Below are 19,719 nucleotides of genomic sequence, written 5' to 3'. Positions count from 1 at the left end.
GTCGCGGCCGTGGCAGGCTCGCGGAAAGACCGGGAGGGTGAGCGATGCGAGGATCGTGCGGGGCCGCCTGGCCGGCGGGGGCGGGGCGATGACCGCGGATGTAGGGGCGGCGCTGCGGGCGCTGCATCGGCCGGGGGATCCGTTCGTGCTGGCGAACGCCTGGGACCGCGGCTCGGCGCGGGTGCTTGCGGCGCTGGGGGCGCAGGCGATCGGCACGACCTCGGCCGGGTTCGCCTTCACCCGCGGGCTGCCGGACGGGGCGCGGGTGACGCTCGACGAGACGCTCGCGCATTGCGCCGAGATCGTCGCCGCGACGTCCTTGCCGGTCAGCGGCGATCTGGAGAACGGCTTCGCCGAGGCGCCGGACGGGGTGGCCGCGACGGTGCGGCGGGCGGCGGAGGCGGGGCTCGCGGGGTGCTCGATCGAGGACACCGACCTGCCGGGCGACGGGGCCTATGCGTTCTTCCTCGCCGTCGAGCGGGTCCGAGCGGCGGCGGCCGCGGCGCGGGCGCTGCCGCGCGACTTCGTGCTGGTGGCCCGCGCCGACGGGCTGATGACCGGGGCCTATGCGCTCAAGGAGGCGGTGTCGCGGGCGCGGGCCTTCACCGAGGCGGGCGCGGATTGCGTCTACGTGCCGATGCTGCCGGACCTCGCGGCGGTGGCCACGTTCTGCACGAAGGCCGGCGTTCCGGTGAACGTGCTCACCGCCGGCCCGCTCGCCGCGGCGACCCGGGCCGAGCTGGCGCAGGCCGGCGCGGCGCGGATCAGCCTCGGCTCCGGGCTGGCGCGGGTCGCCCAGGCGGCCTTCGTCGCCGCGGCCCGCGAGGTCCTCGACGAGGGCCGCTTCACTGCCCTCGCCCGGGGCGCGAAGGGCGCCGAGATCGACGCGCTGCTGGCCCGCGGGGCGGGGGAGGCGGCCGATCCGGAGTAGCGCGGGAGCGTCCCGTCGGCCCGGTACCGGAGTCAAAGGTTGCGATGTTATGAATTCGCAATGATATCAATCATATGTCCCCTTCGCGCATGCGCGGAGCTCACGTCTCAGGCGTCGTCGGCCCACAGCCCGGCGTCGAGGCCGATCGCCTCGGCGACGGAGGCGAGCCCGTCGGCGGCGAGGCGGGCGTCGAGGCCGCGGAGGATCTCGCCGACGAGCCTCAGCCCGCCATAGACGAGCCCGGTATAGAGCTGCACCGCCGTGGCGCCGGCGCGGATCTTGGCGTAGGCCTCCGCCGCCGAGGCGACCCCGCCGACGCCGACCAGCGGCAGCCGCCCCTCGGTCAGCCGGTGGACGCGGGCGAGGACCGCGGTCGACCGGGCGAAGAGCGGCGCCCCGGAGAGCCCGCCCGCCTCGCCGGCGTGCCGGCTCCGCAGCCCGTCGCGGGCGAGCGTGGTGTTGGTCGCGACGATGCCGGAGACCCCCCGCTCCAGCGCCACGGCGACGAGGTCGACGAGCTCGCCCTCGCCGAGATCCGGGGCGATCTTCAGCAGGACCGGGATCGGCCGGGGAAGGGCGGCGTTCGCCGCCATCACCCCGCCGAGGAGCGCGTCGAGCGCCTCCGCCCCCTGCAGGTCCCGCAGCCGCTCGGTGTTCGGCGAGGAGACGTTGACGGTGGCGAAGTCGACGAGCCCCCCCGCGGCGGCGAGCACCTCGGCGAAGTCGGCCGCCCGGTCGGCGCTCGCCTTGTTGGCCCCGAGGTTGAGCCCCACCACGCTCGGCGGCCGCGGCGCCGCGAGCCGGCCGGCGATGGCCGCCGCCCCGTCGTTGTTGAAGCCGAAGCGGTTGATGGCGGCGCGATCCTCGGCGAGCCGGAAGAGCCGCGGGCGCGGGTTCCCCGGCTGCGGCCTCGGCGTCGCCGCGCCGACCTCGACGAAACCGAACCCGGCGGCGAGGAGCGCGGGCAAGGCGGTCGCGTTCTTGTCGAACCCGGCGGCGAGGCCGAGCGGGTTCGGCAGCGCCATGCCGGCGAGGCTGACCGCGAGCCTCGGCGTCGTGACCGGCCCGCCCTGCGGGCCGAGTCCCGCACGCAGGGCGGCGAGCGCCAGCCCGTGCGCGCGCTCGGGGTCGAGGCGGCGCAGCCCGGCGAGCGCGACCCGCTCCAGCGCGTCCCTCACCGCAGGTCGTCCGGGAACACGTGCCCGCCGGTCCCGAGCGCCAGCGGCCGCGCCCAGACGACGTCGGCCCGCCCGAGCGCCCGGTAGAGGTGCGGGAAGAGCTGGCCGCCCCGCGAGGGCTCCCAGCGGATGGCGTTCCCCATCGCCGCCTCGTCGCAGGCGAGGAGCCAGAGCCCGTCCTCCCGGGCGAAGTGCCGCGCCGCGGTCTCGGCGACCTGCGCGGCGGTCGAGAGATGGACGTAGCCGTCGGCCCGGTCGACCGGCGCGCCCCGGGTTGCGCCCGCGGCGGCGAGCTCGGCCATCTCGGCGGCGCGGAAGAGCTTGTAGATCATAGGCTCACCCCTGCGGCGTGATCACCTTGCGCGCGTTCGCCCGCTCGATGCCGAGCCGGCGCTCGCGCCAGATGATGAAGAGCCCGGCCGCGACGATCAGCGCCGCGCCCCCGAGCGTGGCGGCGGTCGGCGTCTCCTCGAAGATCAGGTAGCCGAAGCCGAGCGCCAGCACCATGGAGACGTACTCGAACGGCGCGATCACCGAGACGTCGGCGTGCCGGTAGCTCTCGGTCAGCAGGATCTGCCCCACCCCGCCGAGAAGGCCTGCGGCGACGAGCAGCGCCGCCGCGCCGGCGTCCGGCGCCGCCCAGCCGAAGGGCAGCGTTGCGAGCGAGAGCACCGTCGCGGTCAGCGAGAAGTAGAAGACGATGGCCGAGGTCTGCTCGGTATGGACGAGCCTCCGCACGAAGACCTGGGCGAGCGCTGCGAAGACGGCCCCGAGCAGCGCCGCCATCGCGCCGACGGTCTGGAGCTTCGAGGCGCCCTCGACGTCGAGGATGGTCAGCCTCGGCGCGAGCACGATCATCACGCCGGCGAGCCCGACGAAGACCGCGGTGAGGCGGAAGGCCCGCACCGCCTCGCCGAGGAACATCGCCGCGAAGATCACGGTGAGGAGGGGCGCCGCGTAGCCGAGCGCGGTGACCTCGGGCAGCGGCAGGAGCCCGAGCGCGGTGAACCCGAGCCCCATGGCGGTGGCCCCGACGAGGCCGCGCCAGAGGTGGCCCATCGGGTTCGTGGTGTCGAGCCCGGTGCCGAGCCGCCGCGCCCAGACCAGCCAGGCGAGGATCACCGGGATCGCGAAGATCGAGCGGAAGAACACCGCCTGCCCCGGCGGCACCGCGACCGCGGAGGCCTTGATGCACATCGCCATGATGGTGAAGACGGTGACGGACAGGATCTTGAGGCCGATCCCGCGAAGGGGGTTCATCTTTGCGCTTCCGGATTGCGGCCCTACCCTAGCGGCGGGGCGGCCCTGCGCAAGGGCGCCCGCTCGGCAGCTCGACAGCGCGTCGCGGGCCGCGTCGTCACCGGGTCGGGCGGCGTGCATGCGGCAAGCAGGAGCTCGCCCAGGCAAGCGGATGCAGGCGCGGCGCACGGCAGGGATCCCGATGTCGCAGGGCGCGGACACTGCGCCGCCGCCTGGGTCTCTTCGACGCGGCCGGGGGCGGAGAGACGGCGCCGCCCGCGCAGCGGCGCCGCGCGCCGCGGGCGGAACGGTCGAGCCGGCGCGACGTCGACGCGGCGCCAGGGTCCGGCGGCTGGCGGCGGCCGTCAGGCCGGCGGCGGGCGCCGGAAACCCCCGCGTCAGACGAGGCAGCCCTCGGCCTTCGCCCAGTCGAGGGTGGCGTCGAGCGCGGCCTCCATCGGGGCGAACATCTCGTCGAGCTCGTCCTCGGTGATGATCATCGGCGGGCAGAAGGCGAGCGAGTCGAGGATCGCCCGGGTGATCACCCCGCGCTGCAGCAGCTCCGCCGCGGCGCGCGCCGCGACGCGGCCGGTCTCCGCGAAGCCGCGCGGCGACTTGTCGGGCGAGAGCTCGAGCGCGCCGATCAGCCCGAGGTGGCGCGCCTCGCCGACGAGCGGGTGCTGCGCCAGCCGGTCGAGATGCGCGGCGAAGCGCGGCGCGAGCGCGCGGACGCGGGCCGGCGCGTCGATGCGCTCGTAGATCTCGAGGGCCTTCACCCCGACGGCGCAGCCGACCGGGTGGCCGCCATAGGTGAAGCCGTGGCCGAAGGTGCCGATCCGGCCGGAGTTCGCCTCGATCGTCTCGGCCATGTCGCGGTCGATCGCCACCGCGGAGAGCGGGAAGTAGCTGCCGGTCAGCTGCTTGGCCATCGACATCGAGGTCGGCTGGTAGCCGAGCGCCTGGCAGCCGAACCACTCGCCGGTGCGGGCGAAGCCGCAGATCACCTCGTCGGAGATCATCAGCATCTCGTGCTTGCGGCAGACCTCGGCCATCGCCGGGAAGTAGCCCTTCGGCGGCACGATCACCCCGCCCGCGCCCATCACCGGCTCGGCGATGAAGGCGGCGACGGTCTCGGGGCCCTCGGTCTCCACCAGCGCGTCGAGGGCGGCGGCGAGGCGGGCGACGAAGGCCTCCTCGCTCTCGCCCGGCTCGGCCTCGCGCCAGAAATGCGGGGTGGCGGTGTGGCGGATGCGGTCGACGGGCAGGTCGAAGTCGCGGTGGTTGTTGGCGAGCCCGGTCAGCGAGGCCGAGACGATGGTGACGCCGTGGTAGGCCTTGCGGCGGGAGACGATCTTCTTCTTCTCCGGCCGGCCTCGGGCGTTGTTGTAGTACCAGGCCATCTTCACCTGGGTCTCGTTCGCCTCGGAGCCCGAGGACTGGTAGAACACCCGCGTCATTCCGGGCGCGAGCGCCTTGATCTTCTCGGCGAGCTCCACCGCCGGCTCGTGGCTCTTGCCGGTGAAGAGGTGGTAGTAGGGCAGCTTCTCCATCTGCTGGCGCGCCGTCTCGATCAGCTCGGCGTTGCCGAAGCCGAGCCCGGCGCACCAGAGGCCGGAGAGCCCCTCGATGTAGGAGCGGCCGGTCTGGTCGTAGACCCGCACCCCCTCGCCGCGCTCGATGATCTGCACCCCGGTCTCGCGGAGCGCGACGGCGTTGGCGTAGGGGTGGAGCAGCGCCTCGGCGTCGCGCATCTGGGAGTTCGACAGGGGTTTCGTCATCGCGGGCCTCGGATGCGGGTGGGGCGCCCAGCCTATCGGAGCGCCGCGGGGAGGGCAATCGAGGCGCCTGCGGCCAGGGCGATCGCTTGAAGGCCCGGCGCGTCGCGGGAGAAGGACGGAGCGCCTTTGCGCCTGTCGCTCCTCCCCGGGTGCGTCCCGCAGATTGGCGTGTCCCGGGGCGAGGGAGATGCTTGACGAGGGGCGGGCGGCGCAGGAACGTTCGCGCGCAAGCCGCAGGGGGACGAGATGAGGAAGCGCCAGTTCGGGCGGCTCGGGGATCGCGAGGTGAGCGAGGTCACGCTGGAGAGCGCCGACGCCGCGGTGGCGATCCTGAGCTATGGCTGCGTCATCCGCGACTGGCGGGTCGACGGGCCTGCCGGGACGCTGCCGATGACGCTCGGGTTTCCGACGCTCGCCGACTACGAGACGGCCTCGCGCTCGCATGGCGCCATCGTCGGGCGGATCGCCAACCGGACGAAGGACGCGACCTTCGGGCTCGACGGCAAGGTCTGGCGGCTGACGCCGAACCACGGGCCGGGAAACCGCCACCACATCCATGGCGGCGCGACCGGGCTCGGGCGCCGGGTGTGGGACATGGAGACGGAGGCGGGCGCCGAGGCGGTGCATCTGCGCTACGTGAGCCCGGACGGCGAGGAGGGCTATCCGGGGCGGGTGGAGTTCGACGTCACCTACCGGCTGGAGGGGCCGCGGCTCGTCTGCGAGATGCGCGGGCTGCCCGACCGGCCGACGCCGATCAACCTCGCGCAGCACGCCTATTTCAACCTCGGCGGCGGCGGGACGGTGCGCGACCATACGTTGTGGATCGACGCCTCCGAGTACACGCCGCTCGACGCGGAGCTGATCCCGACGGGGGAGATCGCCAGCGTGGAGGGGACGCATCTCGACTTCCGCGAGCCGCGGACGATCGAGGACTCCGATCCCGGACGGATGGGGATCGACAACAACTACGTGCTGCGCGCGGACCGCGACGCGGCGCAGCCGGCGGCCTGGGCGACGTGCCCGCGGACCGGGCGGCGGATCGAGATCCGCACCGACCAGCCGGGGCTGCAGATCTTCAACGCGGCGACCATGGTCGTGGCGGCGCCGGGACATGGCGGCGAGAAATACGGGCATTTCGCCGGGCTCTGCTTCGAGGCGCAGCATTTCCCGGACAGCCTGAACCACCCGGACTGGCCGAGCGTGATCCGCACCCCGGAGCGGCCCTACTTCCAGAGCTACGTCGTGGACATCCTGCGGCCGTGAGTTCGGCGGCATGAGCGCGGGGGCGGCTTTTTGGCGCATGAGGCGAAGCGGCGACGGGGCGAAGGCGGTATGCACCGCGGCGAGGCGGCGCGGCGCAAGGTCGGGCTGCGGGCGCATCGGAACGACGGCCGGAGCGGCCGCGGGAGCAGCGGGATGAGGACGATTGCGGCGGCCGCGCTGGCGGCGACGGCGCTCGGCGCGGGATCCGCGGCGACGGCGCAGGAGGCGGCCGGCGGCTGGCGGCTGGCGGCGACCGTCTACGCCTGGCTGCCGGCGCTCTCGAGCTCGCTCGACACCGAGGTCGGGACGCTCGACGGCGACGTCAGCTCCGGTGACGTGATCTCCAACCTCGACTTCGCCTTCATGGGCGCGCTGGAGGCGCGGACCGGCCGCTGGGGCCTGATCGGCGACCTGATCTACAGCGACATCTCCGCGGACGGCTCGACGCCGCGCGGGCTCCTGTTCACCAAGGGCGTCGCGCAATCCGAGATGACGGTGTTCTCCGGCTACGCCACCTACCGCCTGCACGAGGACGAGCGGGTGGCCTTCGACGCCGGCGTCGGTCTGCGCGGCTTCTCGGTGGACCTCGACTTCACGCTCAAGGGCAACCTCGCGCGGACGCGCAGCTTCGGCGACGACCAGAGCTGGGTGGTGCCGCTGGTCGCCGCGCGCGCCATCGTGACGTTCTCGGACCACTGGGCCGGCGAGATCATGGCCGACCTCGGCGGCACAGGGAGCGACGAGACCACGTGGCAGGCGCTGGCGATCCTGCGCTACGACATCAACGATCGCTGGTCGGCCGTCGCGGCCTATCGCTACATGGATATCGAGTACCAGATCGACGACAAGGACGCGTCGATCGAGCTCTACGGGCCGGCCATCGGCGTCACCTACCGGTTCTGAACCGGGGGCGGCCCGGGCCTTCCCCCTCCACATACCGCGTTCCACCTCGACAACGGAGATTCGAGATGCGTCTCGCTGCAATCGCGCTCGCGCTCGCGCTTGCCCCCGGGCTGACGCTCGCGCAGGACCCGCCGCCTCCGCCGCACGTGCCGCTGCAGAAGACGATCGGCGTCGGGCGGCCCGAGGTCGTGCCTTCGCTGATCGTGATGAATTCCGCCGGGGCGAGCCTCGAGGGCGGGGTGCTGACGCTGAAGGGCGTGGCGGGGAACTCGATCGTCTTCGCCGATCGGCCGGTGCGCGCCGCGGGCCATGCGACCACGGCGTCGCTGCTCGACGAGTGGAACGAGGCCTATCCGGACAGCTTCCACGTCGATCCGCCCAACGCGACGGTCTCGGTGTTCGGCGAGCGCGAGGACGCGGTCTACGACGCCGTGGTGACGCTGAAGAACCCGCGGATGGCGGGGGCGGACCTGCTCTTCGACGTCGACCTGCTCGAGGGCTCGATCGCCGGGGCCTCGGGAGCGGCCGCGGTGTTCATCGACATCATCGGCCGGCCGCTGACGCCGCTCTCCTATGCCGGCGTGGCGCGGCGGACCGGGCGGCGGGCGGCCTGGTACGGCGCGGCAGCGGCCGACGCCTCCCGCCCGGCCTGCGGCTATCCGCCGTATCCGCCCTGCTATTGACCGGAGTCGCCCCGGCCGTGAGGCGGCGCGCTCCACCCTATTCCAGCCGGGACAGGCGGGAGGCCGTGTCCGGCATCCGGTCGAGCGACGCCGCGAGGCGGCGTCGCCAGGCGGGTCCATTCTCCCGCGCGGTCGCGTAGGCCTCGGCGAGGTCATCGGGCCGTTCCTCGCCGAGCGCCTCGACGAGGAACGCCGCCTGGGCGCGGTCCTTGCGCGCGGCGAGCGCGTCGGGCCCCTCCCGGCGGCGGTCGGCCACGATGAGCTTGTGGATCGCGTATCGTTCGGGGCGCGGTATCTGCACGAGGACGCCGGCCCGGTACAGCAGCGGCGCCTGGATGGGCTCGGCGATGAGGAAGTTGAGGAAATGGAGGCTCTGGGCGCTCACGCCCAGTGCGGGCAGCGACCGGATGCCTTCCTCCTCACTGAACGAAGGAGTCAGGAACTCCACCAGTGTGGTGCGGTCGGTCTGACGCCACCGCCAGACCTTGCCGTGCTCCATCGAAGGCGCGGGCTCGAACTTGAGCTGGGAGAAGACCTGCTGGAGGGAATCGCTCACGCTGTCCCCGATGGCGACGGAGAGGCGCTCGAAGCTCGCGATGTCGATGTCGTCAGTCACCGCCGACTGGTCCAGTCCGATCCTGAGGCCAAGCTCGCCCTCGTAGAGCCGGAAGGCCTGCGTTCCGACCAGCGTGCCTCCGAGCCGGAACACGCCGGCGCGGGCCAGCGCCGAGATCGCCTGGCCGGTTCCCGCGTCCGCCATCAGGTAGCCTTCGGCGCGGAGGATGCGCATCAGGCGGGAGCGTCGCCGCTCGTTCTCCTTGAGGTCCGCGGCGAGCTCCGCGTGGCGGGCGAGGCGGGCGCGCAGGTCGGGGGCGTCCTCGCCGATGTAGCGGTCCACCACCTCGGTCCCGAGGCGGTACTGGTCGTACCAGTAGCGGCGGCTGCCGATCTGCTTCAGCTTCGGCGTTCCGCGCAGGTCGGAGACGCCGCTGTCCTTCAGCATGCGCAGCAGGTCGGTCCAGGCGGCGGCGCCCGTGGCGCTGTGGGGGCGGATCATGGGCCTTACCCTACAGGAATTTGTTTGTAGGGTAAGTCTGGCGGTGCTGTTACCCTACAAAATATCTTTCGTCGGGTAAGCACGTCAGCTCCGCCGCATGGCGCGGGGTGGGCGGCCGGTCCAGCGGCGGACGGCGCGGGTGAAGCTCGAGGCGGAGCCGTAGCCGAGCTGGACGGAGATTTCCTCGATCGGGGCGGCGGAGGCGGCGAGGCGGCGGAGCGCCAGCTCGCGGCGGGCCTCGTCGATCAGGCCGGAGACGTGGACGCCCTCGGCGGCGAGGCGGCGTTGCAGGGTGCGCGTCGACATGAAGGCGAGGTCGGCGAGGGTGGCGGTGGTGCAGTCGCCGCCCTCGAGCAGACCGGGCAGGATGGCCCGGATCGAGCCGGCGAGCGTGCCGTCGCCGCGGATGAGCGCCGGCTCGACCTGCGTGGGCGCCGGGTCGGTCGGGCGGTGGGCGCGGGCGTAGGCGGCGTCGAGCGTGGCGTCGGGCAGGACGAGCTCGACCGCCGGGCCGAGGTTCGCGACCAGCGTGGCCCTGCAATGCGGCTCGAGATGCGCGAGGCCGTGGACCGGGTGCGGTCGCATCCGGATCTCGCTCACCCGCGGGCCGCGCGCGGCGAGGCCGGCGGTGACGCTGCGCACCAGCGCCGCGACGTATTGCTGGCAGAGGTGCAGGCCCTCCTCGTCGAGGGGGGCGTGGAACACGTAGCGGACGACGGAGCCGCCTGGCGCGCGCGACAGGCTCAGCGTCTCGTGGCTGCCGTGGAGCGACATGGCGCGGGCGGCGCGGCCGAGCGCCTCGCGGGGGGTCGCCGCCTGAAGCATCGCCGCGCCGAGCAGGCCGAGGTCGAAGGCGGCGCTGTCGTCGACCACCCGCCACGGCAGGTCGGGGCCCCGCGTGCGCGCCGCCGCGACCAGCAGGCGGACCCCGGCGCGCAGGCCGATCGGGCGGCCGGGCTGGGCGATCAGGTCCGGGGGCAGGCCGGCGGCGCGGAGCCGCGCCTCGACGGCGTCGCCCTGGGCGCGCAGCCAGGCCAGGAGCGGCCTGATCGCGCCGGCGCGCACCAGCGGAAGGGTCGTGGTCACGGCGCTTTCCCGTCGGCTGCGGAAGGGACCCGCGCCCGACATGCCGGGGCGCGCCGGCCCTGTCAACGCGCCGGCGCCGCCGCCATGGGCCGAGCGGCGCGTCAGACGGCGACCAGCGCCCCCGGATGACGGCAGACATGGCCGGCGAGGCGCGCGCCGGCCTCGACAGCAGCGGCGAGCGGCGATCCGCCGAGCCGGGCGGCGAGGAGGCCCGCGTTGAACGAATCGCCGGCGGCGGTGGTGTCGCGGGCCTCGACCGGGGCGGGGCGGAAGGTGATCCGGCCCTCGGCCGCGTCCCAGGCGACGACCTCGCCGGGGCCGTTCTTGACCACCACGGTCGTCGCGCCGGCGGCGCGGAAGCGGGCGAGGGTGGCGTCGGGGTCGGCGTCGCCGAAATGCGTGGCCTCGTCCTCGAAGGAGGGCAGGAGGATGTCCGCCCCGGCGGCGGCGCGGTCCAGCGCGGCGCGCATGGCGGCGGGGTCCGGCCAGAGCCGGGGACGGATGTTCGGGTCGAAGGCGATGCGGCCGCCGGCCTTGCGCACCGCGTCGAGGGCGGCGAAGAGGGCGGGGCGGTCCGCCTCGGGGACGATCGCCACGGTGATGCCGGAGAGCAGCACCAGCGCCGCGCCGTCGAGCGCGGCGGCGAGCCGGGCGGGGTCGGCGGCGAGGCGGCGCGCCGCGGCGGCGCTGCGCCAGTAGCTGAAGCTGCGCTCGCCGTCCTTCAGGTCGATCATGTAGAGGCCGACGGTGTGGTCCGGCAGGCGGGCGACGCCCGCCGTGCCGACCCCCGCCGCCGCCATGAAGGCGAGCATCGCGTCGGAGACCGCGTCGACGCCGACGCAGGTGACGTAGTCGACCGGCCGCTCCGCCGGGAGAAGCCGGCGCAGGTACCAGGCGGTGTTGAAGGTGTCGCCGGCGAAGCCGCGGCGGTAGACGCCCTCGCCCACCGGGGCGAACTCCACCATGCATTCGCCGAGGCAGACGATGCGCTCCGTCATGCGCCCCGTCATGCGCGCTGCTCCACAAGCATTCCCGGATTCTCCTTTCGGATCTGTGCGATCGTGTCGAGTATTCGCCCGAGATGCGAGCGCATCTCCGCCGCGGCGCGCTCGGCGTCGCGGTCGGCGAGCGCCGCGAAGATGCGCAGGTGGTCGCAGTGCGCGATCCCGGCCCCCGTGGCGAGGCTCAGCCAGCGCACCCGGTCCATGTGCGCCTTGTTCTCGCGGATCAGCGCCCAGGCGAAGGCGTGGCCGGAGGCGGCGGCGATGATCTGGTGGAAGCCGTCATCGAGCGCGTGGAAGCCGATCCGGTCGTCGTCGGCCACCGCGCGCTCCTGGGCGGCGAGGTTCGCCTCCAGCGCCGTCATGATCTCCGCGTCCATCCGCCGCGCCGCGCCGCGGATCGTCTCGGTCTCGAGCGCGGTGCGGACGAAGCGCGCCTGCAGCACCGCCTCCTCGGAGACGAGGGTGACGGTGGTGGCGCGCTGCGGCTGGATCTGCACGAGGCCGATCTGGGACAGTCGGTAGAAGGCGTCGCGCACGGGCTGGCGCGAGACGCCCATCGCCCGCGACACGTCCTGCTCGGAGAGCCGCGCGCCCGGCGGCAGGTCGAGCTCGACGATGCGCCGGTAGAGCTGGTCGAAGACGAGCTCGGTGGTCGAGGGACCGCGCAGCGCCTCGATCGAGCGGAGGGACGATCCGGCCAAGAGCGACTCCCGTGTTGACGTGTGCCGACTAGCATATTAGAAGATCAGGCAACGAAGCGCAACGGGAGGGAGTCGCTTGGACGGGATCACGAAAGCCGGGCTGCTCGATCCGGATCGATTGTTTCCCGTCGGCGAGCGCGAGCGCGGAATCGCCCGTGCCCTCTACGCCGAGGTGGCCGGCCTGCCGATCGTCAGCCCGCACGGCCACACCGATCCGCGCTGGTATGCCGAGGACGAGGCCTTCCCCGATCCCGCCCAGCTTTTCGTCACGCCGGACCACTACGTGTTCCGGATGCTGTGCTCGCAGGGCGTCGCGCTCGAGGACCTGGGCGTGCCGCGGGTCGATGGCGGCCGGACCGAGACGGACGGGCGGACGATCTGGCGGCGGCTCGCCGAAAGCTACCACCTGCTGCGCGGCACGCCGTCGCGGCTCTGGCTCGACCATACCTTCGAGACGGTGTTCGGCCTCGACCGCCGCCTGTCGGCCGCGACCGCGGACCACTGCTACGACCACATCGCCGATTGCCTCGCCCGGCCGGAGTTCCGCCCCCGGGCGTTGTTCGAGCGGTTCGGGATCGAGGTCATCGCCACCACGGAGAGCGCGCTCGACGACCTGCGCTGGCACCGCCAGATTCGCGCCTCCGGCTGGAAGGGCCGGGTGGTGACCGCCTATCGCCCCGACGCGGTGGTGGACCCGGAATTCGCCGGCTTCGCGCAGAACGTCGAGCGGATGGGCGCGCTCGCCGGCGTCGACGCCACGACCTGGGCGGGCTACCTCGAAGCGCACCGCATCCGGCGGGCATACTTCAAGGCCGAGGGCGGGGCGACCAGCTCGGACCATGGCCACGCCACGGCGCGGACCGAGGACCTGCCGCAGGCCGAGGCGGCGGCGCTGTTCGCGAAGGCCCTCGCCGGCAAGGCGAGCCCGGAGGAGGCCGACGCCTTCCGCGGCCACATGCTGACCGAGATGGCGCGGATGAGCCTCGAGGACGGGCTGGTGCTGCAGATCCACCCCGGATCGGTGCGCAACCACTCGCCGGAGGTTCTCGCGAAGTTCGGCCGCGACAAGGGCTTCGACATCCCGAGCCGCACCGACTACGTGCGCGCGCTCAGGCCGCTGCTCGACGCGGTGGGGATGCGGCCCGACCTGACGGTGATCCTGTTCACGCTCGACGAATCGACCTGCGCCCGCGAGCTCGCGCCGCTCGCCGGGGTCTATCCCGCGCTGCGGCTCGGGCCGGCCTGGTGGTTCTTCGACAGCCCGGAGGGGATGCGCCGCTACCGCGAGCTGACCACCGAGACCGCGGGCTTCTACAACACCGTCGGCTTCAACGACGACACCCGCGCCTTCTGCTCGATCCCGGCCCGCCACGACATGGCCCGGCGGGTCGACTGCGCCTACCTCGCCACGCTGGTCGCCACGGGGCGGCTCGCCGAGGACGAGGCCCCCGAGGTCGCCCGCGACCTCGCCTACAACCTGGCCAGAAAGGCCTATCGACTCTAACAGGGAGAGAGAGAATGAAGCTTGCCGCATCCATCGCCGCGCTCCTCGCCGGGGCGGCCTTCGCCGGCGCCGCGGGCGCCTGCGAGGTCACGCTGCGCTCGTCGGACACCCACCCGGACGGCTACCCGACCGTCGCGGCGGTGCAGGAGATGGGCCGTCTGTTGGAGGAGAAGACCGGCGGCCGGCTCTGCGTCGAGGTGTTCCACTCCGCCCAGCTCGGCGAGGAGAAGGACACGATCGAGCAGACCCGCTTCGGCGTGATCGACCTCAACCGCATCTCGATGGCGCCGTTCAACGGCCTGATCCCCGAGACGGCGATCCTGTCGCTGCCCTACCTCTTCCGCGACGTCGACCACCTGCATGCGGTGCTGGACGGGCCGATCGGCGAGCAGATCCTCGATCTCTTCACCGCGCAGGACCTGATCGCGCTCGCCTATTACGATCCGGGCGCGCGGTCGTTCTACAACCGCGTGAAGCCGATCAAGTCGATCGACGACATGAAGGGCATGAAGTTCCGCGTCATCCAGTCCGACGTCTTCGTCGACATGGTCGCCGCCCTCGGGGCCAACGCGGTGCCGATGCCCTACGGCGAGGTCTACTCGGCGATCGAGACCGGAGTGATCGACGGGGCGGAGAACAACTGGCCGTCCTACGAGTCCTCCGGCCACTACGAGGTGGCGAAGCACTACACCCTGGACGAGCACACGATGGTGCCCGAGGTGCTCGTCATGTCCAAGGCGAGCTGGGACAAGCTCTCGCCGGAGGACCAGGAGGCCGTCCGCGCCGCGGCGAAGGAGTCGATCCCCTTCAACCGCGAGAAGTGGGCCGCCCGCGAGAAGGAGTCCGAGGAGAAGGTGCTCGCCGCCGGCGTCGAGGTGGTGCGCGACATCGACAAGGCGCCGTTCCAGGCCGCCATGGGCCCGGTCTACGAGAAGTACGCCGCGACCCCCGAGATGAAGAAGCTCGTCGAGGACATCCAGGCGACCCAGTGACGCGATCCGCGGGGGGCCGGAGGCCCCCCGCTTCCCCGGGGAGGTAGTCAATGCAGCAGCAACGCCTGCAAGGGCTGGCGCGCGCGCTCGGCGCGCTGTCGCAAGCCGCGCTCTGGATCGCGGCCGGGGGGATGATCGCCATGACGGCGATGGTCGCCTGGCAGGTCTTCGCCCGCTACGTGCTGAACGCGAGCCCGTCCTGGACCGAGCCCGCCTCGGTCATGGTGATGAGCTGGTTCATCTTCCTCGGCGCCGCCGTCGGCGTGCGCGAGAACTTCCACATGGGCTTCGACGTGCTGGTGCATTTCCTGCCGGAGAGCGCCGGCCCGTGGATGCGGGCGATCTCCGACCTCTCGGTGGTGGTGTTCGGCCTCGGCATGGTGGTCTACGGCCTCCAGCTGACCATCGACACCTGGACCGCGATCATCCCGGTGCTGCACCTGCCGGGCGGGTTCACCTACATGCCGATCGTCGCGGGAGGCGCCCTCATGGTGCTCTTCGCGCTCGAGCGGCTCGTGCTCCGCGCCGCCGGCGTGACGGTCGACCACGACCCGAACGTCGAGGACGCGCTCATCAGCGATTCGTGACGCCATGGACCTGACCATCCTCTTCGGGGTCTTCACGATCCTCATGCTCGTCGGCACGCCGATCGCGTTCTGCCTCGGCATCGCCAGCTTCGCGACCATCCTCTACCTCGGGCTGCCGCCGCTCGTGGTGTTCCAGCGCGTCGCCTCCGGCGTCTCGATCTTCACGCTGATGGCGATCCCGTTCTTCATCTTCGCCGGCGACCTGATGGTGCGCGGCGGCATCGCCTCTCGGATCGTCGCCTTCGCGGGCTCGCTGATCGGGCATGTCCGCGGCGGGCTCGGGCAGGTCAACATCGCCGCCTGCACGCTCTTCGGCGGCATCTCCGGCTCGGCGGTGGCCGAGGCGGCGGCGGTGGGCGGCATCATGATCCCGCAGATGAAGGCCCGCGGCTACGGCGCCGACTACGCGGTGAACGTCACCTCGATGGCGGCGCTGATCGCGCTCCTGCTGCCGCCGTCGCACAACATGATCATCTACTCGATCTCCGGCGGCGGGAAGATCTCCATCGCCGACCTCTTCACCGCCGGCATCATCCCCGGCCTGCTGCTGGCGCTCTCGCTCTCCGTCACCGCCTGGTTCGTCGCGGTGCGGCGTGGCTACCCCACGGAGCCCTTCCCCGGATTCCGGCGCGCCGGCGAGATGTTCGTGAGCTCGGTCCCGGGGCTCCTGCTCATCGCCATCATCTTCGGCGGCGTCCGCTCCGGCATCTTCACCGCCACCGAGAGCTCCTGCGTCGCGGTGATCTACGCGCTGCTCGTCACCGCCTTCGTCTACAAGGCGCTGTCGTGGACCGACTTCGTCCATGCCACCATGCAGGCGGTGCGCACCACGTCGATGGTGCTCCTCATCATCGGCATGGCGGGGGCCTTCGGCTGGCTGATGGCCTACCTCAAGGTCGCCCAGCTCACCGTGGCGATGATGGGGGCGATCAGCGAGGACCCGCTGATGATCCTCCTGATGATCAACGTCATCCTGCTGGTGCTCGGCACCTTCATGGACATGGCGCCGCTCATCATCATCACCACGCCGATCTTCCTGCCGGTGGTGATGAAGTTCGGCGTCGATCCCGTCCACTTCGGCGTCATCATGATCCTCAACCTCGGGATCGGGCTCAACACCCCGCCGCTCGGGCCGGTGCAGTTCGTCGCCGCCGCGGTGGGCAAGATCACCATCTGGGACGCGATGAGGTCGATCTGGCCGTTCTACGCCGCGGGCCTCGTCGTGCTGCTGATCGTGACGTATGTACCGGCCGTCAGCCTGTGGCTGCCGTCCCTGTTCCACTGAAAGGCGCATCCGATGTCCAATCCCTCCAGCGCGTATCCGGTCGTTCCCGTCGAGGGCAAGGCGACCCGCCAGGTCCTCGTGCAGAACGAGCAGCTGATGATCGTCGAGTTCAACTTCGAGGAGGGCGGCGTCGGCGCGCTGCACAGCCATCCGCACGTGCAGAGCACCTTCGTGAAGTCCGGCCGCTTCGAGTTCACCTGCGACGGCGAGACCCGCATCCTCAGCGCCGGCGACGCGCTGCTCATTCCCTCGGGCGCCGTCCATGGCTGCCGCCCGCTCGACGGGCCGGGGACGCTGGTCGACAGCTTCACGCCCCGCCGCGACGACTTCCTCTAGGCGGCGGGTCAAAGGTTTCCAGAGAGTTAGCGGGACGATGATGCCAAGCGAAAACAGATACTTGACCAAGCTAACACGTGTGTTAGCAGCGTCGTCGCGGGCCCTTTCCGGGACCTCCCGATGCTGACCGTCGAGACCCGCCGGGCCATCGACCCCGAAGCCGCCAAGGGCTTCGACACCGAGGCCCTGCGCCGCAACTTTCACGTGGGCGGCCTGTTCCGCGACGGCGAGATCCGTCTCGTCTACACCCACTACGACCGGATGATCGTCGGCGGCGCCGTTCCCGCCGGGGGCGAGCTGACGCTCGACCGCGTGGCCGAATGCGGCACGCCGTCGATCCTCGACCGCCGCGAGATGGCGGTGGTCAACATCGGCGGCCCCGGCCGCGTCACCGCCGGCGAGAGCTGGGACATGGCGCGCGGCGACGTGCTCTATCTCGGCCGCGGCGCCGGGCCGGTCACCTTCACGGGCGAGGGGCGGTTCTACATCCTGTCCGCGCCCGCCCACGCCACGCACCCGGCGCGGCTCCTGAAGCTCGCCGAGGCGACGCCGGTGCGGCTCGGCTCGGCCGAGACCTCGAACCTCAGGACGATCTTCCAGTTCGTGCATCCCGACGTCATGCCGTCGTGCCAGCTCGTCGTCGGCTACACCCGGCTGGAGCCCGGCTCGGTCTGGAACACCATGCCGGCGCATGTCCACGACCGGCGAATGGAGGCCTATCTCTACTTCGACCTCGCGCCGGAGGCGCGGGTGATGCACCTGATGGGCGAGCCCTCCGAGACCCGCTCGATGATCCTCGCCAACGAGGAGGGCGCGCTCTCCCCGCCCTGGTCGATCCATTGCGGGGCCGGGACGTCGAACTACACCTTCATCTGGGCGATGGCCGGCGACAACGTCGACTACAAGGACGTCGAGGTGGTCGGCATGGGCGATCTCCGATGAGCGATCCGTTCCGCCTCGACGGGCGCCGCGCCCTCGTCACGGGGGCCAATACCGGGATCGGCCAGGCGATCGCCCTCGGCCTCGCGCGCTCCGGCGCGACGGTGGTGGCGGCGGGGCGCTCGTCGGTCGACGAGACCCTCGGGCTGATCGCCGCCGAGGGGCTCAGCGGCGAGGGCTTCAGGCTCGCGCTCGACGATCCGGCCGCCGCGGCGGCGCGGCTCGGCGAGGCGGGCCCGGTCGACATCCTCGTCAACAACGCCGGCATCATCCGCCGCGCCGACTCGGTCGACTTCAGCGAGGCCGACTGGGACGACGTCATCGACGTCAACCTGAAGGGGGTGTTCTTCCTCTCGCAGGCCTTCGCCCGGTCGGTCTTCGTCCGCGGGGCGACGGGAGCGATCGTCAACATCGCCTCGCTGCTCTCCTTCCAGGGCGGCATCCGGGTGCCTTCCTACACCGCGGCCAAGCACGGCGTGGCGGGGCTGACCAAGCTCCTCGCCAACGAGTGGGCGGCGAAGGGGATCAACGTCAACGCCGTGGCGCCGGGCTATATCGCCACCAACAACACCGAGGCGCTTCGGGCCGATGCGGCGCGCAACCAGGCCATCCTCGACCGCATCCCGGCGGGGCGCTGGGGCGAGGCCTCGGACATCGCCGGGGCGGTGGCCTTCCTCGCCTCTCCCGCGGCCCGCTACATCCATGGAGCGATCCTCAATGTCGACGGCGGCTGGCTCGCGCGCTGAGCTTCCCCTCCTCGCCCCCCCGGCCGCGCGGCCGGCCCCGGGCGTCGTGCATCTCGGGCTGGGGGCGTTCTTCCGCGCCCATGGTGCGATCTATCTCGAGGAGGCGATGGCCGCCTCGGGCGGCGACTGGGGGGTGACCGGGGTCAGCCTGGTGCGGCCCGACCAGCGCGACCGGCTGGCGCCGCAGGGCTGCGCCTATACCGCGGTCGAGCTCGGGCCCGAGGGCGAGGCGATCCGGGTCGTCGGCGTGGTGCGCGAGGTGCTGGTCGCCCGCGAGGATCCGGAGGCGGTGCTGGCGCGGATGGCCGATCCGGCGACGCGGATCGTCACGCTGACCGTCACCGAGAAGGGCTATTGCCACGAGCCCTCGACCGGGGCGCTGAACCGCGCCCATCCCGACATCGTCCACGACCTCGCCCACCCCGAGGCGCCGCGCTCGGCGCCGGGGTTCCTCGTCCGCGCGCTGGGGCGGCGGCGGGGCGCGGGGGGGCGGCCGTTCACGGTGCTCTGCTGCGACAACCTGCCGGAGAACGGGCGTGTGGTGCGGGGCGTCGTGCTGGAGCTCGCCGGGGCCGTCGATCCGGGGCTCGCCGGGTGGATCGCGGCGGAGGGCGCCTTCCCCTCGACCATGGTCGACCGGATCGTGCCGGCGACCCGGGAGGAGGACATCGAGCGGCTGGCGGAGCGGACGGGCGTGCTCGACCGGGCGCCGGTGATGCACGAGCCGTTCCGGCAGTGGGTGGTCGAGGACCGCTTCGTCGACGGCGACCGGCCGGACCTCGGCGCGGTCGGGGTCGAGTTGGTCGGGGACGTGACGCCCTACGAGCACATGAAGCTCCGGATGCTGAACGGCACGCATTCCTCGCTCGCCTATCTCGGCTACCTCGCCGGGCACGAGACCATCGCGGAGACGGTGGCGGACCCGGTCTTCGCCGGCTTCGTCCGCGGGCTCTGGGCCGGGGAGATCATTCCGGCGCTGACGCCGCCGCCGGGGGTGGACCTCGGGGGCTATGCGGCGGCGCTGTTCGAGCGCTACGCCAATCCGGCGATCCGGCACCGGACGTGGCAGATCGCCATGGACGGCAGCCAGAAGCTGCCGCAGCGCATCCTCGGGACCATCGCCGAGAGCCTGGCGGCGGGCAGGCCGGCGCCGGGCCTGATCCTCGCGGTGGCGGCGTGGATGCGCTACGTCGGCGGGGTCGACGAGAAGGGGGCGCCGATCGAGGTGAGGGATCCGCTGGCCGAGCGGCTGCGCGCCCTCTCGGACGGGGCCGAGTGGCCGGAAGCCAAGGTCGCGGCGCTGCTCGGGGTCCGCGAGGTGTTCGACCCGGCGCTTGCCGGGAACCCGGCCTTCCGCGCTGCCCTGACCGAGGCCTATGCAACCCTGGTCTCCCGCGGCGCCCGCGCCGCCGCGGAGGCGGCGACCCGCCCGGCCTGAGGGCCGGGCGTGGCGTGAGGGGGCTGTCTGCGCCACGTGTTCACGCGTGAACACTGACTAAGCCATTGA

General features: G+C 72.4%; 20 protein-coding genes. 12 read left to right on the top strand and 8 right to left on the bottom strand.

Features of this window, described 5'->3' with window-relative positions:
- Positions 1-88: 88 nt before the first annotated feature.
- A complete protein-coding gene (locus KBB57_RS03195; protein ID WP_290746680.1) occupies positions 89-931 on the top strand; it encodes an isocitrate lyase/phosphoenolpyruvate mutase family protein in 843 nt (280 codons plus the stop codon).
- Positions 932-1,038: 107 nt separating this feature from the next.
- On the opposite strand, the gene KBB57_RS03190 is transcribed toward KBB57_RS03195, so the two are convergent.
- The 4 genes from KBB57_RS03190 to KBB57_RS03175 form a co-directional block, all read right to left on the bottom strand.
- The gene (locus tag KBB57_RS03190; RefSeq protein WP_290746677.1) at positions 1,039-2,109 is read right to left on the bottom strand and encodes a quinone-dependent dihydroorotate dehydrogenase; all 1,071 of its coding nucleotides are present in this window, start codon (positions 2,107-2,109) and stop codon (positions 1,039-1,041) included.
- Positions 2,106-2,441 carry a DUF952 domain-containing protein gene (locus KBB57_RS03185; protein ID WP_290746674.1) on the bottom strand — a complete coding sequence of 112 codons (336 nt, stop codon included), beginning with the start codon at positions 2,439-2,441 and terminating at the stop codon, positions 2,106-2,108. Before KBB57_RS03185 ends, KBB57_RS03190 begins: the two co-directional genes overlap by 4 nt.
- 4 nt (positions 2,442-2,445) lie before the next feature.
- On the bottom strand, positions 2,446-3,369 hold the full coding sequence (locus KBB57_RS03180; protein ID WP_290746671.1) for a DMT family transporter: 924 nt from the start codon (positions 3,367-3,369) through the stop codon (positions 2,446-2,448).
- A 377-nt stretch (positions 3,370-3,746) separates the two neighbouring features.
- Positions 3,747-5,126, bottom strand: coding sequence for an aminotransferase (locus tag KBB57_RS03175; RefSeq protein WP_290746669.1), 1,380 nt, complete (start codon positions 5,124-5,126; stop codon positions 3,747-3,749).
- A 246-nt stretch (positions 5,127-5,372) separates the two neighbouring features.
- Between KBB57_RS03175 and KBB57_RS03170 the strand changes: the two genes are divergently transcribed.
- From KBB57_RS03170 to KBB57_RS03160, 3 genes are all read left to right on the top strand, one after another.
- On the top strand, positions 5,373-6,389 hold the full coding sequence (locus tag KBB57_RS03170; RefSeq protein ID WP_290746666.1) for an aldose epimerase family protein: 1,017 nt from the start codon (positions 5,373-5,375) through the stop codon (positions 6,387-6,389).
- Positions 6,390-6,542: 153 nt separating this feature from the next.
- Complete coding sequence (locus tag KBB57_RS03165; protein WP_290746664.1) at positions 6,543-7,292, top strand: hypothetical protein; 750 nt, start codon at positions 6,543-6,545, stop codon at positions 7,290-7,292.
- Between the two features lie 65 nt (positions 7,293-7,357).
- Positions 7,358-7,975: a hypothetical protein gene (locus KBB57_RS03160; protein ID WP_290746661.1), complete on the top strand. Its 618-nt coding sequence runs from the start codon at positions 7,358-7,360 to the stop codon at positions 7,973-7,975.
- Between the two features lie 37 nt (positions 7,976-8,012).
- Here KBB57_RS03160 and KBB57_RS03155 read toward each other — a convergent pair whose 3' ends face one another.
- The 4 genes from KBB57_RS03155 to KBB57_RS03140 all read right to left on the bottom strand — a co-directional run bounded on the left by KBB57_RS03155 (position 8,013) and on the right by KBB57_RS03140 (position 11,823).
- Positions 8,013-9,032, bottom strand: coding sequence for a GSU2403 family nucleotidyltransferase fold protein (locus KBB57_RS03155; RefSeq protein WP_290746658.1), 1,020 nt, complete (start codon positions 9,030-9,032; stop codon positions 8,013-8,015).
- Between the two features lie 84 nt (positions 9,033-9,116).
- Positions 9,117-10,118 (bottom strand): helix-turn-helix domain-containing protein, encoded by a 1,002-nt coding sequence (locus tag KBB57_RS03150; RefSeq protein ID WP_290746655.1) that lies wholly within the window; start codon positions 10,116-10,118, stop codon positions 9,117-9,119.
- Positions 10,119-10,219: 101 nt separating this feature from the next.
- Positions 10,220-11,128, bottom strand: coding sequence for a sugar kinase (locus KBB57_RS03145; protein ID WP_290746653.1), 909 nt, complete (start codon positions 11,126-11,128; stop codon positions 10,220-10,222).
- Positions 11,125-11,823 carry a GntR family transcriptional regulator gene (locus KBB57_RS03140; protein ID WP_290746650.1) on the bottom strand — a complete coding sequence of 233 codons (699 nt, stop codon included), beginning with the start codon at positions 11,821-11,823 and terminating at the stop codon, positions 11,125-11,127. Before KBB57_RS03140 ends, KBB57_RS03145 begins: the two co-directional genes overlap by 4 nt.
- 76 nt (positions 11,824-11,899) lie before the next feature.
- On the opposite strand from KBB57_RS03140, the gene uxaC reads away from it, so the two are divergent.
- From uxaC to KBB57_RS03100, 8 genes are all read left to right on the top strand, one after another.
- The gene (uxaC, locus tag KBB57_RS03135) at positions 11,900-13,327 is read left to right on the top strand and encodes a glucuronate isomerase (protein WP_290746647.1); all 1,428 of its coding nucleotides are present in this window, start codon (positions 11,900-11,902) and stop codon (positions 13,325-13,327) included.
- 14 nt (positions 13,328-13,341) lie between these two features.
- Positions 13,342-14,319: a TRAP transporter substrate-binding protein gene (locus tag KBB57_RS03130; RefSeq protein ID WP_290746644.1), complete on the top strand. Its 978-nt coding sequence runs from the start codon at positions 13,342-13,344 to the stop codon at positions 14,317-14,319.
- A gap of 50 nt (positions 14,320-14,369) precedes the next feature.
- On the top strand, positions 14,370-14,906 hold the full coding sequence (locus KBB57_RS03125) for a TRAP transporter small permease (protein WP_290746641.1): 537 nt from the start codon (positions 14,370-14,372) through the stop codon (positions 14,904-14,906).
- Positions 14,907-14,910: 4 nt separating this feature from the next.
- On the top strand, positions 14,911-16,191 hold the full coding sequence (locus KBB57_RS03120; RefSeq protein WP_290746638.1) for a TRAP transporter large permease: 1,281 nt from the start codon (positions 14,911-14,913) through the stop codon (positions 16,189-16,191).
- Between the two features lie 12 nt (positions 16,192-16,203).
- A complete protein-coding gene (locus tag KBB57_RS03115) occupies positions 16,204-16,527 on the top strand; it encodes a cupin domain-containing protein (protein WP_290746635.1) in 324 nt (107 codons plus the stop codon).
- Positions 16,528-16,647: 120 nt separating this feature from the next.
- Positions 16,648-17,469, top strand: coding sequence for a 5-dehydro-4-deoxy-D-glucuronate isomerase (gene kduI, locus KBB57_RS03110; RefSeq protein ID WP_290746631.1), 822 nt, complete (start codon positions 16,648-16,650; stop codon positions 17,467-17,469).
- Positions 17,466-18,212, top strand: a complete 747-nt coding sequence (gene kduD / locus KBB57_RS03105) for a 2-dehydro-3-deoxy-D-gluconate 5-dehydrogenase KduD (RefSeq protein WP_290746629.1) — start codon at positions 17,466-17,468, stop codon at positions 18,210-18,212. Before kduI ends, kduD begins: the two co-directional genes overlap by 4 nt.
- Positions 18,184-19,650, top strand: a complete 1,467-nt coding sequence (locus tag KBB57_RS03100; RefSeq protein WP_290746627.1) for a mannitol dehydrogenase family protein — start codon at positions 18,184-18,186, stop codon at positions 19,648-19,650. Before kduD ends, KBB57_RS03100 begins: the two co-directional genes overlap by 29 nt.
- The last annotated feature ends 69 nt before the right edge of the window (positions 19,651-19,719 follow it).

Source organism: Amaricoccus sp., assembly GCF_017993425.1.
Lineage (GTDB): Bacteria > Pseudomonadota > Alphaproteobacteria > Rhodobacterales > Rhodobacteraceae > Amaricoccus.
This window is presented reverse-complemented; position numbering and strand designations above follow the sequence as displayed.

Excerpts from the sequence above, each read along its gene's own strand:
- KBB57_RS03195 (WP_290746680.1), top strand. The coding sequence starts at position 89 with ATGACCGCGGATGTAGGGGCGGCGCTGCGGGCGCTGCATCGGCCGGGG.
- KBB57_RS03185 (WP_290746674.1), bottom strand. The coding sequence starts at position 2,441 with ATGATCTACAAGCTCTTCCGCGCCGCCGAGATGGCCGAGCTCGCCGCC.
- KBB57_RS03180 (WP_290746671.1), bottom strand. The coding sequence starts at position 3,369 with ATGAACCCCCTTCGCGGGATCGGCCTCAAGATCCTGTCCGTCACCGTC.
- KBB57_RS03175 (WP_290746669.1), bottom strand. The coding sequence starts at position 5,126 with ATGACGAAACCCCTGTCGAACTCCCAGATGCGCGACGCCGAGGCGCTG.
- KBB57_RS03170 (WP_290746666.1), top strand. The coding sequence starts at position 5,373 with ATGAGGAAGCGCCAGTTCGGGCGGCTCGGGGATCGCGAGGTGAGCGAG.
- KBB57_RS03165 (WP_290746664.1), top strand. The coding sequence starts at position 6,543 with ATGAGGACGATTGCGGCGGCCGCGCTGGCGGCGACGGCGCTCGGCGCG.
- KBB57_RS03160 (WP_290746661.1), top strand. The coding sequence starts at position 7,358 with ATGCGTCTCGCTGCAATCGCGCTCGCGCTCGCGCTTGCCCCCGGGCTG.
- KBB57_RS03155 (WP_290746658.1), bottom strand. The coding sequence starts at position 9,032 with ATGATCCGCCCCCACAGCGCCACGGGCGCCGCCGCCTGGACCGACCTG.
- KBB57_RS03145 (WP_290746653.1), bottom strand. The coding sequence starts at position 11,128 with ATGACGGGGCGCATGACGGAGCGCATCGTCTGCCTCGGCGAATGCATG.
- KBB57_RS03130 (WP_290746644.1), top strand. The coding sequence starts at position 13,342 with ATGAAGCTTGCCGCATCCATCGCCGCGCTCCTCGCCGGGGCGGCCTTC.
- KBB57_RS03125 (WP_290746641.1), top strand. The coding sequence starts at position 14,370 with ATGCAGCAGCAACGCCTGCAAGGGCTGGCGCGCGCGCTCGGCGCGCTG.
- KBB57_RS03120 (WP_290746638.1), top strand. The coding sequence starts at position 14,911 with ATGGACCTGACCATCCTCTTCGGGGTCTTCACGATCCTCATGCTCGTC.
- KBB57_RS03115 (WP_290746635.1), top strand. The coding sequence starts at position 16,204 with ATGTCCAATCCCTCCAGCGCGTATCCGGTCGTTCCCGTCGAGGGCAAG.
- kduI (WP_290746631.1), top strand. The coding sequence starts at position 16,648 with ATGCTGACCGTCGAGACCCGCCGGGCCATCGACCCCGAAGCCGCCAAG.
- kduD (WP_290746629.1), top strand. The coding sequence starts at position 17,466 with ATGAGCGATCCGTTCCGCCTCGACGGGCGCCGCGCCCTCGTCACGGGG.
- KBB57_RS03100 (WP_290746627.1), top strand. The coding sequence starts at position 18,184 with ATGTCGACGGCGGCTGGCTCGCGCGCTGAGCTTCCCCTCCTCGCCCCC.